We start from the raw sequence: 14,337 nt of genomic DNA, 5'->3' as shown, positions 1-14,337 counted from the left end.
TTGATTAACAAACAAAGGAGGTGTCAATAGATGTTAGTGGTTGGAGAGGCATTTAATATTGGTGATGCCCTGTTCTACGCGGTCCTCTTCATTATTCTGATGTGGCTGGTCAAGATTGTTGCTTGGAAGCCAGTGACTAAGATGATGCAAGATCGTTCGGATAAAATTGCCAATGATATTGATACGGCCGAAAAGTCGCGGACTGAAGCCCTTGAATTGGCAAAACAACGCAAGGAAGCTTTAGTTAATTCGCAAGCAGAAGCAAACGAAATCATTAGTAAAGCACAACAAACTGGTGACAAACGCCGGGAATCAATTATTAATGACGCAAACTTGGATGCCAAAACCATTAAAGAAAATGCTGAAAAGGATATCGCTCAGCAAAAACGCGATGCCTTGGCTAGCACAAAGGATGACGTAGCTGATTTATCTATTGAAATTGCTTCCAAGATTATTCAAAAGAACTTAGACGCCAATGATCAAAAGACGTTGATTGATTCTTACATTAAGGGGTTGGATAGTCATGAGTCTAACTAAGCTTGATGTTGCGAAACGTTATTCCAAAGCGCTCTATGCGGTGTTAGAAGCTAATGATCAAGTTGAAGCCGGTAGTGCAGATTTGGATGTCATTCGAGCAGTTTTAACTGATGAACCAGAACTTACGGTTGCTTTGGCATCCACCACGCTGGATCATTCACAAAAAGAAACGCTGTTGCAACCATTGTTAGAAAACGTGGCAACGCCAGCGGTGCAAAATTTAGTGAAGATGCTGTTTGACTACGGTCGGATTAGCGATTTAGCTGCGGTGATTGATGCATTCAAGCAATTGTATAATCAAAAACACGGAATTGTAACTGCGACTGTAACGACGGCCGTTCCTCTCTCTGAGGAGCAGCATAACCAGTTAGCTCAGACCTTTGCCAAAAAGGTCAACGCGAACCAGGTTGAGTTACAGGACCAAATCAATCCTGAGATTATTGGTGGAGTAATTTTGCGGTCGCAAGACGTAATCTATGACGGCAGCATTAAAACCAAAATTGATAAAATGAAACGGTTGTTACTGCAGTAATGAGCTCGCAGAAGAAAGAGGTGAAACTTTTATGAGCATTAAGGCTGAAGAAATCAGTGCTCTAATTAAGAAACAATTAGAAGGCTATCAGGACGAGCTCACGGTTGCAGAAACTGGGGTTGTTACCTACATCGGTGATGGTGTAGCTCGTGCCTATGGACTTGATAATGCCTTATCCGGAGAATTGGTTGAATTCCAGAGTGGAACCTACGGAATGATTCAAAACTTGGAAAACAACAACGTCGGAATCGTGGTCCTTGGTGATTACACCGGGATTCGTGAAGGAGATTCCGTCAAAAGAACCGGACGCATCATGGAAGTTCCCGTTGGTGATAACATGGTGGGTCGCGTTGTGAACTCACTAGGTCAACCAATTGATGGTAATGGTAAGATCGAAACGGATACCGAAATGCCGATTGAACACAAGGCACCCGGAATCATGGATCGACAATCAGTTGATGAACCATTACAAACTGGAATTAAAGCGATTGATGCGTTGGTACCAATTGGTCGAGGCCAGCGGGAATTAATTATCGGAGACCGGAAAACCGGTAAAACTTCGATTGCCGTTGATACGATCTTGAACCAAAAAGACCAAGACATGATCTGTATCTACGTTGCCATTGGGCAAAAAGATTCCACGGTTATGCAACAAGTAGAAACGCTCCGGAAGTTTGGCGCCATGGACTACACGATTGTCGTAACGTCCGGACCATCTGAACCGGCTCCGTTGCTCTACATTGCCCCATATTCTGGTGCAACGATGGGTGAATATTTCATGAACAAAGGGAAGCACGTCTTAATCGTCTATGATGATTTGACGAAGCAAGCAAACGCTTACCGTGAACTCTCTTTGATTTTGAGACGTCCACCTGGTCGTGAAGCTTATCCTGGTGACATTTTCTACACCCACTCACGGTTGTTGGAACGGGCTGCTAAGTTAAATGACAAGCTCGGTGGCGGATCAATGACGGCCTTGCCAATCGTTGAAACCCAAGCTGGGGACGTTTCGGCCTACATTCCAACCAACGTTATTTCGATTACCGATGGTCAGATTTTCTTGAACGCAGACATGTTCTACGCCGGAGATCGTCCCGCTATCGATGCCGGAACTTCCGTGTCTCGGGTTGGTGGGGATGCTCAAATTCCTGCCATGAAGAAGGTTGCCGGGACGTTGCGGATTGACCTAGCTTCTTACCACGAACTAGAATCATTTGCCCAATTTGGTTCTGATTTAGATGAAGCAACGAAGGCCAAGCTTGATCGGGGAGCTCGGACGGTCGAAGTTTTGAAACAAAAACTTCACGATCCACTTCCAGTCGAAAAACAGGTCTTGATTTTGTACTGCTTGACGCACGGCTACCTCGACAAAATTGCGGTGGATGATGTGTTACGCTTCCAGAACGAAATCTTTAACTACTTTGATGATCAACACGCAGACTTGTTACAACAAATCAAGGAAACCGGAAAGTTACCAGATGAGCAACAATTAACCACTGCCATTAGTGAATTTACTAAGTTATTTACTTCGACAGCGGCTGCCGATCAAGATCAAGACGCACAGCAAGCTTAGATTTGAAGGGAGGATAACCAATGGCTGAATCAATGAATGAAGTCAAGCACCGGATTGCCTCCACCAAAAATACCCGACAAATTACGGAAGCCATGCAAATGGTGCAAACCGTAAAGTTGAATCAAATTCAAGGGCAAACGGCCACGTATAATGAATACGTCGCTAAAATTAAGGCGGTCGTAATGCACTTGGCTGAATCACACTTGTTAGATAGCCAAGCGCCTTCAAAGACTCAGGACCAAGGTAAAAAAGGTCCAACGGCTTACTTAGTGATTACGTCTGATCGGGGAATGGTTGGTAGTTACAATAGTAACGCGTTACGCGGAACCAATCGGTTCATTGCTGACCATACGCCTAATGCAGATGATTACGTTATCCTAGCAGTAGGTGGTACGGGCGCTGATTTCTATAAAAAGAATGGCGCTAACGTTGCTTATGAGTATCGCGGTGTTTCTGACATTCCGACATTTCAAGAGGTGAAGGGGATTGTGAAAACAATTACCCAGATGTATAATGACCACTTATTTAGTGAACTCTACGTGTGCTACAACCACTTTGTAAACCGGGTTCGGTCTGACTTTCGGGTAGAAAAACTGCTCCCAATGGATCGAGAATCGATTGAACAAAGTATGAGTGGTGCTGATGGAGCCGGAGCTAGCATCCAAACGGAAGCGCTGACCGCTGAATATGAGGTTGAACCTTCTGAACAGGAAGTGTTACACGCCATTTTGCCACAGTACTCTGAAAGTTTAGTGTATGGGGCAATTTTAGATGCCAAGACTGCCGAACATTCGTCAAGCTCAATGGCGATGAAAGCAGCAACTGACAATGCTGATGATTTAATTTCTTCTTTGGAATTAAAATATAATCGGGCTCGACAGGCTGCGATTACGACCGAAATCACCGAAATTACCGGTGGTCAGGAAGCATTGAATCACTAATGATAGGAGGAATTAACGCATAATGAGTGCTGGTAAAGTTGTACAAGTAATTGGACCGGTTGTCGATGTTGAATTTCCCCTAGATGGCGATTTACCTGAAATTAATGATGCTTTGAAAGTCCAAAAAGGCGATAACGATGTTTTAGTAACAGAAGTAGCGCTGGAATTGGGTGACGGAGTGGTCAGAACGATTGCCATGGACGGAACCGATGGTTTACGTCGTGGGATGGAAGTTGAAAACACGGGAGCTCCCATTGAAGTTCCTGTGGGTAATGACACACTAGGACGAGTATTTAATGTTTTAGGGGAAACCATTGATGGTGGCCCTAAATTTGGTCCTGATGCAGAACGATGGGGAATCCATCGGGAAGCACCAAAATTTGATGAAATTAACCCGTCAACTGAAGTGTTGGAAACGGGAATTAAGGTTATTGACTTATTAGCCCCTTACATTCGGGGTGGTAAGGTTGGATTGTTCGGTGGTGCCGGAGTTGGTAAAACCGTTTTGATCCAAGAATTAATCCATAACATTGCACAAGGACACAACGGAATTTCCGTCTTTACGGGGGTTGGAGAACGAACCCGTGAAGGAAACGATATGTACTTCGAAATGAAGGGTTCGGGAGTTCTGAAGCAAACGGCCATGGTGTATGGACAAATGAACGAGCCGCCTGGTGCCCGAATGCGGGTTGCCTTGACGGGACTGACGATTGCCGAATACTTCCGGGATGAGGAAGGTAAAGACGTGCTGTTATTTATCGATAACATCTTCCGATTTACCCAAGCCGGAACGGAAGTTTCTGCCCTGTTAGGTCGGATTCCTTCGGCCGTAGGGTACCAGCCAACGTTAGCCACGGAAATGGGTCAATTGCAAGAACGGATTACCTCGACGAAGAAGGGTGCCATCACCTCGATTCAAGCGGTTTATGTTCCTGCCGATGATTATACCGACCCGGCACCCGCAACGACGTTTGCCCACTTGGATGCCACGACGAACTTGGAACGGTCTTTGACCCAACAAGGGATTTATCCAGCCGTGGACCCATTAGCATCAACTTCATCCGCTTTGGATCCTGCGATTGTCGGGGACGAACACTTCCAAGTTGCTAGTGAAGTGCAACACGAATTACAGCGGTACCGTGAATTGCAAGATATCATCTCCATCTTAGGGATGGACGAATTGTCTGACGAAGAAAAGACCATCGTTGGTCGGGCTCGTCGGATCCAATTCTTCCTCTCACAACCATTCTCAGTGGCCGAAACGTTTACGAACGTTCCTGGTAAGTACGTTTCCGTGAAGGATACGGTTGCCGGCTTTAAGGGCATCTTAGATGGTAAGTACGATTACATTCCTGAAGATTTCTTCAGAAATTGTGGTCCCATTGAAGATGTGGTTGCTAAATACGATGCTGCCCAAAAGGATACCGACAAGTAAGGAGGGATCTAATTGGCTGAAGCAAAAAATGTTTTAACCGTTAGTATCGTGACTCCGGACGGGCCGGTTTATACTAATGAAAATTGTTCATTAGCAGTCGTGCAAACGCAAAGTGGTGATTTGGGGATCATGGCCAACCATATTCCCGTGATTGCTGCCTTGCAGATTGCGCCGGCTGAATTTAAAAATCAGGACGGTCAATCTGATACAATCGCTGTTAACGGTGGTTTCGTGGAATTTTCGAATAATGAGTTAACGATCGTAGCCGATAGTGCGGAACGCAAAGATCAAATCGATGTGGACCGGGCTAATAGTGCCAAGGAACGGGCTCAACGAGAACTTGAAGAAGCCAATAGTAAACACGATGCCGATACAATGAAACGGGCCGAAGTTGAACTTCGCCGGGCCTTGAATCGAATTAATGTTGCTAATCAGCGTTAATTTTGATAAAGGAAAGTCATGTTCGCATGGCTTTCTTTTTTTTTCTGTGAGGGAAGCCAAAGCGGTGCGCTCGGGGTAGTTTCAACGACAGTATGGTTATTTTATGATAAGATTAAGGATAGCAATAAACGGAGGAATGAAAAATGAATGGATTTGGATTACAAGCTTTGATAAGTGTAATTAGTCAGCTTTTTTTTGTGATTTTAGCATTTTGGGCCATTCAAGGAATTCATTTTGAACGGTTTTTACCGATTAAAGAACAGCAGGGCAAAGTTCTATTGGTTTTAATGGCCATTGTGATTGGTTCTTTAAGCAGTAATTTCTTTCTTTCCTTTATTGATAACATCAAAAATTTATAATTCTTATTTTAAAAGCAGCTAGGAGAAGAAAAATGGATAAAATTATTGTTCGCGGTGGCAACCGTTTATCCGGAAGTGTGCACATTGAAGGAGCTAAAAATGCGGTGCTACCCATTTTAGCAGCAACTATTTTAGGGAGTAGTGGGAAGAGTGTCCTAACGAACACGCCGATTTTATCAGATGTGCACGTCATGAATGAAGTGTTGCGAAGTCTGAACCTGCGGGTTAATTTTGACGAAAATCATAATCAAATTACGGTTGACGCAACGGGCGAGATTAGTAGTGAAGCTCCCTTTGAATATGTTTCAAAGATGCGGGCTTCCATTGTGGTCTTGGGACCACTGCTGGCGCGCCTAGGTAAGGCTCGAGTTGCCCTGCCCGGTGGTTGTGCGATTGGTTCCCGTCCGATTGACATCCATTTACGTGGTTTTGAAGCTATGGGAGCGACGATTGAACAACACGAAGGTTACGTAGAGGCAACGGCGCCTGAGGGACTTCACGGCGCAGAAATTTATTTTGACTTTCCTAGTGTCGGAGCAACTCAGAACGTAATGATGGCTGCCACCTTAGCTGACGGGGAAACTGTGATTAAAAACGTAGCACGGGAACCAGAAATCGTTGATTTAGCCGATATGTTGAATGCCATGGGCGCGCAAATTGAAGGCGCCGGGACGGATACTTTGACCATTCAAGGGGTGGATCAGTTACACGGAGTGGACCATAAGGTTGTACAAGACCGAATTGAAGCTGGGACCTTCATGGTTTCTGCGGCCGCTACGCAAGGAAACGTATTAGTGGAAGATGCTGTTATGGAACACAACCTGCCTCTCGTTGCTAAGTTACGAGAAATGGGCGTGGAAGTAACTCAAGAAGAAGCTGGAGTGCGAATTGTGGGACCAGCCACTTTGAAACCAGTTGACATCGAAACCGCTCCGTATCCGGGTTTTCCGACGGATATGCAACCACAAATGACCGTCTTACAGTTAGAAGCGGACGGGGTTAGTACGTTAACCGAAACGGTCTTTGAAAACCGGTTTATGCACTTAGACGAATTACGGCGGATGAACGCTAAATTTGAAATTAAGGGGAACACGGTGGTCATGCACGGTCCCACTAAGTTTGAAGGGGCTGAGGTGGCTGCGACTGATTTACGGGCGGCCGCGGCCCTCATTATTGCCGGATTAGTTGCAACTGGGGAAACCCAAATTACGAATCTCCAGTACTTAGACCGGGGTTACTACGAAATTGAAAAGAAATTACGCCACCTGGGAGCTGATATTGAACGAGTTTCAACAGGTGAATAGCGTGATAATCATGTACTTATGATATAATTTACACAACTAGTTTTAATTAAGAAAGGAAGAAAATTATGGCTGAAGATATCGGAATTGACTTAGGAACAGCCAATGTGTTGGTATCTGTAACTGGAAAAGGGGTCGTTTTAAACGAACCTTCCGTGGTTGCAATTGACACCAAGACTAACAAGGTACTCGCTGTCGGAAAAGAAGCCTACGAAATGGTCGGTAGAACCCCCGGCAACATTAAAGCCATTCGTCCCTTAAAGGATGGAGTAATCTCTGACTTTGATGTCACGGAAGCGATGTTAAATTACTTCATTAAAAAATTAAGTGTTAAAGGGATGGTTTCCAAACCGAAGGTAATGATCTGTGCGCCAACCAACATTACTAATATTGAACGAAAAGCTATTATTGAAGCGGCTCAAAAATCAGTGGGAGGAGAGGTTTTTCTAGAAGAAGAACCCAAAGTAGCTGCCATTGGAGCTGGGATGGATATTTTTCAACCAACGGGAAGCATGGTGATTGATATTGGAGGGGGAACTTCTGATATTGCAGTGGTTTCGCTGGGAGATATTGTGGCTAGCAAGTCGTTGAAATTAGCCGGAGACGTCATGAACCAAGATATTGTGGATTACATGAAACGGACCCACAACATTATCATTGGGGAACACACGGCAGAAAAAATCAAAAAATCAATTGGAACAGCGAAAGCAGATCCCAATGATATTAAAGAACTTCAGGTGCGGGGACGCGATGCCGTGAGCGGAATGCCGATTTCGGTTACGATTAACAGTGGTGAAATTGCCGATGCCATTCACCTGTCAGTGCAAATGATTATTAATGCGGCCAAAAGCGTTTTGGAAACGATTCCTCCAGAATTAGCTGCTGACATCATTGATCGCGGAGTGATGTTGACCGGAGGTGGTTCCATGCTGAAAAACATTGACGTGGTGATTTCTGATGCCCTAACGGTACCCGTGATGGTATCAGAAGACCCGTTGGAAAACGTGGCCAAGGGAGCTAGTTCGCTTCTGGAACACATTGATACGATGAAGAAACCTCAACAAAAGTTTAGCTTATTCGGTAGCAATAAATAAGCCGTGCAAACGTTCTTAGTCAAGCTCATTCGGGCTTATCAAAATGGAATCTCTGCACATACACCGCCAACCTGTCGCTATCAGCCGACCTGCTCGCACTATACTCAGACTGCCATTGAACGATTTGGTAGCTGGCGGGGGTTGGTGATGGGAATTGCTCGTATCCTGCGGTGTAATCCGCTGGTTCCGGGAGGCTTTGACCCGGTACCCACTCATTTTAGTGTCCGGCGGAATCAAGTTAAGTAGAATGGAGGTTAGAATGAGTCGTAAAGAAAAGCAAATCGAATTAGAAGTGGTAGAAACACCCCAACACCAAAATTTAGTTCAAATTAAAGGTCAAACGGTGGGTAAAATCGTGGCCAATGCGGACAAATTTGACTGTTACGTGGGGGACCAAGTTTTCCATGAAAAAAACGAAGCGGATGCGCTCCAACAAGTCATTCGTGAATATAATTTACACCAACGGTAACCTCAGATTTAAATGAAGGAGAGTTAGTTGTGTTTCAAAGAAGACAAATGCAAAGTGACGATCGCATCGATTGGAGTATTATTTTTTGTGTTCTGATGTTAGCGTTGGTGGGATTAGGATCCATTTACGTAGCTGCTTCGCACGATACGGGATCCGTTTCGGTGGTAAGAACCGTGGTATCTCAGTTAGTCTGGTACGCCATTGGAGCGATTGCCGTGGTGGTAATCATGCAGTTTGACGCCCAACAACTATGGAAGATTACTCCTTACGTTTATTGGTTTGGAATTGCGTTGTTGTTCCTGGTGCTGTTTCTGTACAGTCGGGCTTATTATGTGCAAACCGGAGCCAAAAGTTGGTTTGCCTTTGGACCGTTGACGTTTCAACCGTCTGAAATTATGAAGCCGGCGTATATTTTGATGGAAGCCCGCGTTATTGCAACGCACAATAATGAGTACCCCATTCATACGGTACGGAGTGATTGGAAGTTACTGGGTAAAATGGTACTTTGGACGTTACCAGTCGTTATTTTACTAAAGGTACAAAATGACTTTGGGACGACGGTTGTGTTCTTAGCCATCTTAGGTGGGTTAATCATCGTTTCTGGGATTAGCTGGAAAATTCTTGGTCCTGGAATTATCGCGTTTGTAACCTTAGTAACTACGGCCGTGATGTTAGTGGTCACTAGCGGTGGCCGAACGATTTTAGGTCACTTAGGCTTTAAACAGTACCAGTTTGAAAGAATTGATAGCTGGTTGCACCCCGCTTCTGATTCTAGCAACCAAGGATTCCAACTCTGGCAGAGTATGAAAGCGATTGGTTCAGGCGGATTAACCGGAACCGGTTTTAACGTGTCTCACGTGTACGTTCCAGTGCGTGAATCCGATATGATTTTTTCCGTGGTGGGAGAAAACTTTGGTTTCATCGGGGGAACGCTCCTGATTTTACTGTATTTTCTGCTGATTTATGAAATGATTAAGGTGACGTTCCAAACTCGTAACGTCTTTTACGCTTACATTTCGACAGGTGTAATTATGATGATCCTGTTCCATGTGTTTGAAAACATTGGGATGAGCATTGATTTAATCCCGATGACCGGGATTCCGTTACCTTTCATTAGCCAAGGAGGTTCCGCTCTGATTGGGAATATGATTGGGATTGGCTTTATTATGTCGATGCAGTATCATAACAAGAATTCGATGTTTAGTAACGTGAAACAATTTTCGTAAAAGTCTACTGCGGTAGGCTTTTTTATTTGGCGTTTTAACTGGTGCAAAAAAGTGTTATACTTAAGTTTCCAAAACACACGAATGGGAGAAAAGAAGATGACAGATAAAAAGCAACACATTGCGTTATTATTTGGTGGAGATTCTTCAGAACACGACGTTTCTAAACGATCGGCGCACAACATTTTTGATGCCATGGACAAGGATAAATATGACGTAAGTCTCTTTTTGGTAACCAAAGATGGCTTTATTTTAGATGATGCGGCTTCCCACCGGATTTTTGCCGGAGAAGCAGAAGAAGAGGTAGCGGCTGAAGTGGTCCCCCAATTGGATCGTGAGCAGCCGTTGGCACCCATCTTAAATCTGGATAGTACGAAAAAGATCGATGTCTTTTTCCCAATTATCCATGGAAACCTTGGAGAAGATGGAACCATTCAGGGACTTTTACGCTTATTACAAAAGCCTTACGTTGGTAGTGGGGTTCAAGCCTCGGCACTAGCCTATGACAAGGACTTTACGAAAAAGATTTTAACGGCGACGGGTGTACGGAATACAAACTACGTATTGGTGACGCCGGAAAATGTTGCTGACTGGAGTTACGCAAAGATTAGTCAAAAGCTTGCTTCCCAAATTTTGTTTATCAAACCATCCCGACAGGGTTCTTCCATTGGAATCCATAAGGTGGAAAATGAAGCAGAGTACGAAGTAGGCATGCAAGATGCGTTACGCTACGACACGAAAGTCTTAGTTGAGGAAGCAATTGAAGGACCGGAAGAGGTGGAAATTTCCATCTTGGGAAATGAACACCCCGAAGCTTCCAAGATTGGGGCCATTAAAGTCCCAGCCGGAGATGCTTTCTACACTTACGACAACAAATTCGTGGATGCTAGCGCGGTTCAATTTACGATTCCAGTCGAACTACCGCAACCAGTTAGTGAAGAAATCACCCGAATGGCTTTACGTGCTTACCAAGCCCTTGAATTAAAGGGAATGGCACGGATTGACTTCTTGGTTTCTAAAGATTTCACCCCATACCTTGGTGAAATTAACACGTTACCAGGTTTTACTAACATCTCGTTATACCCACAACTGTGGGAAGCAACCGGTATTAGTTATACAGAATTAATTGATCGCCTGATTGAGCTCGCTAAGGATGAGTTTAAGCGACAAGCTGCCATCTTGCATGACTTCAAACCACTGCAATCTAAGGATCAAAAAAAGGTTTACAAAGCTAAATAATGCAAAATGCCTCTGGAGAAATCCAGAGGCATTTTTTAATGGATTGACAAGCACCAAGAAACATAGGATAATAATACTTATTTTTTCGTAGATAATTTGTTAGAGGAGCACATTAATGTTGATCTTCCCATCTCCACAGTTGTTAACGGAATTGAGCCGCCTAGTTAGAACCAAACGGCAACAAATTCATTTATCTCAGGCTGAATTAGCCCGTGGGATTTGTACCCAAACGACCATTAGCACTTTAGAGAACGCAACCAGTTTTTCTAAATGGGAGATTGTCCCGTTGCTCTTAACGCGGTTAAGGATTGATCCCCAGGAGCTAGAAAAACACTACTGTCAGCGTTATTGCTATGGGGAACAGCAACTCCAGGAATTGGAAAGTTTATTATTTCAATTTAAATTTAAGCAGGGAGCCCAGCAACTGGCGCACATTAAAGTTGAAAATTTGGACTCACGCGTGTTATTGAGTCGCTATTATTGCTATTCTGTTTTTTTGCAACTCATGTTAGAGAAAAACTTAGAAGCCGCGATGATTGCTTTTGATCACTCTTTAGATTATCAAACCACTACAACAAACCAGCCCTTTATTCACGGATTGGCCCATTTAGGGGAGGCAGCCACGTACCAACAACTTAAGTTCAATCGTCGCGCCCAACAAGCACTTATCAAGGCTTTGGAACAGCTAGAGCAGCAGTTGCAGACAAAGGTGGAATCATTATTGCCGTTAGTCCGCTTTGGCATGGCCGTGACCACCTTAGGATTGGTGTTACAACTACATGCTGAAACACAGGTTGCCTGTCAGTTATTAATAAATTATCTGCAGCAGCACTATTCGTATTACTGCTTAGCTGATTTGTATTACCTAGAAGCCTCCTGTTTTCAAGCCCTGCAACAACCAGCGACTGCCAGTCATTTAATGCAACGAGCTGATCAACTGGTGCATCTAAAAAATAACAGTAAATTAGAGCAAATTTATCAAATATATCAACCTAAAAATTCCTAGCAGGTTTGCCAGGAATTTTTTGGGGTTTTATTAATTGCTTTGTTTTCCTAATTGTCGTTCGGGAATTAATTCATTTTTAAGGTTGGTTTTCACCACTAAGACGTCACAAGTTGCGGATCTCGTTACGTATTCTGTAACTGAACCAATTAACAAGCGCGCCACGGCATTCAGTCCAGTGGCTCCCATGATGATTAAATCGACGTTTAATTCGTGGGGCAGATCCTTGGCAATAATGGTTTTAGGGGCACCATATTCAATCGAATAGTCAATGTCTTCTAGACCAGCTTCGTGCGCCGTCTGTACGTACTTTTCTAGTCGTTTTTTACTTTTATCAGTAATTTCATCAACGATGCTGTTATCAAAGCTAGAAACGTCTTGGTAAGCCCGCGTATCAATGGCATGAACGAGATGCAAGTGAGATTCATTTCGTTTGGCAATGGCTACGGCCTTTTCAAAGGCCAATTCAGCACCGTAAGAACCATCAACGGGAACTAGGATGTTGCGATATTCTTGTAACATAAACAATCACCTCATTTAGATTTGTAAACCATCTAATCAACTTTATTTTAACGCTCTTTCTGAAAAATAGTAGGGTCTAACGGTTCATAAAGGGAATTAACAATAGTTCGGGAATTAAACAACCCAAACAGCCACCGACTAGCGCAATAACCAGAAGGGGAGTGTTGTTAAGCAAAATGGCTCCCACGGTTAACCCGGCCAAAATTAGCAAGCAAATCCCACTAATTTTCAGGATGCGTTGTAATTTTGGATTCTCCTCCGGGTGAAAAAGGAGAAACGAGCGCTGTTGGTGAAGGAGAAAGTACAGCCCATTTCCAGCTAGGAGTAGGGCAAATAGTAATGCTAAGAGATTAATCATGATGATCCTCCTTGGAAGTTTGGTCCTGATGCTGAGCTTGTTGTAATTTTTGGTACTGTTCAGCGTAGGCGCGTTCCATTTTGCCAGTCGTTTTAGGTTGGTAGTACTGAGCATCCTTAATCTGATCGGGTAGATATTGTTGGTTGACCCAACCGTTTTTAAAGTTGTGGGGATACTGGTAGCCGACGTGGCCTAGTTCCTTAGCACCTTTGAAATGAGCATCCCGAAGGTAAAGAGGAATTTCTCCGTAGTTACCGGAACGAACGTCTTCTAGCGCAGCGGCCATCGCAGCCATCGCTGAGTTGGACTTAGGAGAAAGCGAAAGTTCGATGATAGCGTTGGCCAGGGGAATTTGGGCTTCGGGTAATCCCACTCGTTCAGCGGCTTGCACGGCTGTGACCGCTCGTTCGGCGGCCGGTGGATTGGCGAGGCCAACGTCCTCATAGGCGATTACCATTAACCGACGGATGAGGGAGGTTAAATCTCCGGCCTCAATTAGCCGGGCTGCATAGTGCAACGCCGCATTGGCATCAGAACCCCGAATGGATTTTTGCAGGGCGGAGAGAACGTTATAATGGGCGTCACCGTCCTTATCCTGGGTTAGAGCCTGCTGTTGCAAGCAAGCCTCAACGTCTTTAAGCGTGACGTGAATTCTGCCCTTAGTTTTGGGAGTCGAACGGACGGCCAACTCTAAGGCATTCAGAGTACTACGTAAATCACCATTGGTACGATGGCTAAGAAAATGCAATGCAGCTGAATCAAGGTCGACCGGCTCATTCCCAAGTCCCCGTTCTGCATCATGTAAGGATCGTTCGATGGCCGTTTCAATATCTGCGCTAGTAAGCGGATGAACTGGGAAAATTTGAGTTCGTGAGCGGATGGCTGGGTTGATATTGATGTACGGATTCTCAGTCGTCGCGCCAATTAAAATAATCTGTCCGCTTTCTAGTAAGGGGAGAAGAAAATCTTGTTTGGTTTTATCAAGGCGATGAATTTCATCCAACAATAACACCACGGTACCACTCATCTTAGCTTCTTCGGCCACAATTTGTAGATCTTTTTTGGTATCGGTGGCAGCGTTTAGAGAGCGGAAAGCGTATTTTGAGGAACCAGCAATGGCACTCGCAATACTGGTTTTCCCGGTTCCTGGAGGACCATATAGAATCATGGATGATAATAAGTGAGCTTTTACCATCCGATTAATAATTTTGCCGGGGCCAACGAGGTCTGGTTGACCTACGACTTCTTCAATTTTAGTGGGACGCATCCGATATGCGAGTGGTTTTTGCATAAAAGCCTCGGTCTAATGA

The 14,337-nt window shown here is 44.4% G+C and carries 17 protein-coding genes; 14 read left to right on the top strand and 3 right to left on the bottom strand.

All coding sequences use genetic code 11. The features are described from left to right. Positions 1-30: 30 nt before the first annotated feature. The 14 genes from atpF to M3M37_RS03495 all read left to right on the top strand — a co-directional run bounded on the left by atpF (position 31) and on the right by M3M37_RS03495 (position 12,150). Positions 31-537 (top strand): F0F1 ATP synthase subunit B, encoded by a 507-nt coding sequence (atpF, locus tag M3M37_RS03560; protein WP_252767389.1) that lies wholly within the window; start codon positions 31-33, stop codon positions 535-537. Continuing rightward, the gene (gene atpH / locus M3M37_RS03555) at positions 524-1,069 is read left to right on the top strand and encodes an ATP synthase F1 subunit delta (RefSeq protein ID WP_252795797.1); all 546 of its coding nucleotides are present in this window, start codon (positions 524-526) and stop codon (positions 1,067-1,069) included. The genes atpF and atpH overlap by 14 nt, the downstream gene beginning before the upstream one ends. A gap of 31 nt (positions 1,070-1,100) precedes the next feature. Next, the gene (atpA, locus tag M3M37_RS03550) at positions 1,101-2,642 is read left to right on the top strand and encodes a F0F1 ATP synthase subunit alpha (RefSeq protein ID WP_252795796.1); all 1,542 of its coding nucleotides are present in this window, start codon (positions 1,101-1,103) and stop codon (positions 2,640-2,642) included. A gap of 20 nt (positions 2,643-2,662) precedes the next feature. After that, on the top strand, positions 2,663-3,583 hold the full coding sequence (locus M3M37_RS03545) for a F0F1 ATP synthase subunit gamma (protein ID WP_252795795.1): 921 nt from the start codon (positions 2,663-2,665) through the stop codon (positions 3,581-3,583). 22 nt (positions 3,584-3,605) lie between these two features. Continuing rightward, complete coding sequence (atpD, locus tag M3M37_RS03540) at positions 3,606-5,018, top strand: F0F1 ATP synthase subunit beta (RefSeq protein WP_252767385.1); 1,413 nt, start codon at positions 3,606-3,608, stop codon at positions 5,016-5,018. A gap of 12 nt (positions 5,019-5,030) precedes the next feature. Then, the gene (locus M3M37_RS03535) at positions 5,031-5,459 is read left to right on the top strand and encodes a F0F1 ATP synthase subunit epsilon (RefSeq protein ID WP_252795794.1); all 429 of its coding nucleotides are present in this window, start codon (positions 5,031-5,033) and stop codon (positions 5,457-5,459) included. A 143-nt stretch (positions 5,460-5,602) separates the two neighbouring features. Next, complete coding sequence (locus tag M3M37_RS03530) at positions 5,603-5,818, top strand: DUF1146 family protein (protein ID WP_252795793.1); 216 nt, start codon at positions 5,603-5,605, stop codon at positions 5,816-5,818. Positions 5,819-5,850: 32 nt separating this feature from the next. After that, complete coding sequence (murA, locus tag M3M37_RS03525) at positions 5,851-7,122, top strand: UDP-N-acetylglucosamine 1-carboxyvinyltransferase (protein ID WP_252795792.1); 1,272 nt, start codon at positions 5,851-5,853, stop codon at positions 7,120-7,122. 65 nt (positions 7,123-7,187) lie between these two features. Next, positions 7,188-8,213: a rod shape-determining protein gene (gene mreB, locus M3M37_RS03520; RefSeq protein WP_252795790.1), complete on the top strand. Its 1,026-nt coding sequence runs from the start codon at positions 7,188-7,190 to the stop codon at positions 8,211-8,213. Between the two features lie 3 nt (positions 8,214-8,216). Further along, on the top strand, positions 8,217-8,459 hold the full coding sequence (gene yidD, locus M3M37_RS03515) for a membrane protein insertion efficiency factor YidD (protein WP_252795789.1): 243 nt from the start codon (positions 8,217-8,219) through the stop codon (positions 8,457-8,459). Between the two features lie 13 nt (positions 8,460-8,472). Continuing rightward, positions 8,473-8,682, top strand: a complete 210-nt coding sequence (locus M3M37_RS03510; RefSeq protein ID WP_252795787.1) for a DUF2969 family protein — start codon at positions 8,473-8,475, stop codon at positions 8,680-8,682. Between the two features lie 47 nt (positions 8,683-8,729). Beyond that, entirely contained in the window at positions 8,730-9,908 is a 1,179-nt protein-coding gene (locus M3M37_RS03505; RefSeq protein WP_252795913.1) for an FtsW/RodA/SpoVE family cell cycle protein, read from the top strand. 96 nt (positions 9,909-10,004) lie between these two features. After that, positions 10,005-11,144, top strand: coding sequence for a D-alanine--D-alanine ligase family protein (locus M3M37_RS03500; RefSeq protein WP_252795786.1), 1,140 nt, complete (start codon positions 10,005-10,007; stop codon positions 11,142-11,144). A 115-nt stretch (positions 11,145-11,259) separates the two neighbouring features. Next, positions 11,260-12,150: a helix-turn-helix domain-containing protein gene (locus M3M37_RS03495; protein WP_252795784.1), complete on the top strand. Its 891-nt coding sequence runs from the start codon at positions 11,260-11,262 to the stop codon at positions 12,148-12,150. A gap of 30 nt (positions 12,151-12,180) precedes the next feature. Here the strand turns inward: M3M37_RS03495 and M3M37_RS03490 are convergent, their stop codons facing one another. The 3 genes from M3M37_RS03490 to M3M37_RS03480 form a co-directional block, all read right to left on the bottom strand. Next, positions 12,181-12,669: a universal stress protein gene (locus M3M37_RS03490; RefSeq protein WP_252795782.1), complete on the bottom strand. Its 489-nt coding sequence runs from the start codon at positions 12,667-12,669 to the stop codon at positions 12,181-12,183. Positions 12,670-12,745: 76 nt separating this feature from the next. Next, a complete protein-coding gene (locus M3M37_RS03485; RefSeq protein ID WP_252795780.1) occupies positions 12,746-13,027 on the bottom strand; it encodes a hypothetical protein in 282 nt (93 codons plus the stop codon). Continuing rightward, on the bottom strand, positions 13,020-14,318 hold the full coding sequence (locus tag M3M37_RS03480; RefSeq protein WP_252795776.1) for a replication-associated recombination protein A: 1,299 nt from the start codon (positions 14,316-14,318) through the stop codon (positions 13,020-13,022). Before M3M37_RS03480 ends, M3M37_RS03485 begins: the two co-directional genes overlap by 8 nt. Positions 14,319-14,337 lie beyond the last annotated feature (19 nt).

Source organism: Fructilactobacillus carniphilus (assembly GCF_024029675.1).
Taxonomy (GTDB): domain Bacteria; phylum Bacillota; class Bacilli; order Lactobacillales; family Lactobacillaceae; genus Fructilactobacillus; species Fructilactobacillus carniphilus.
This window is presented reverse-complemented; position numbering and strand designations above follow the sequence as displayed.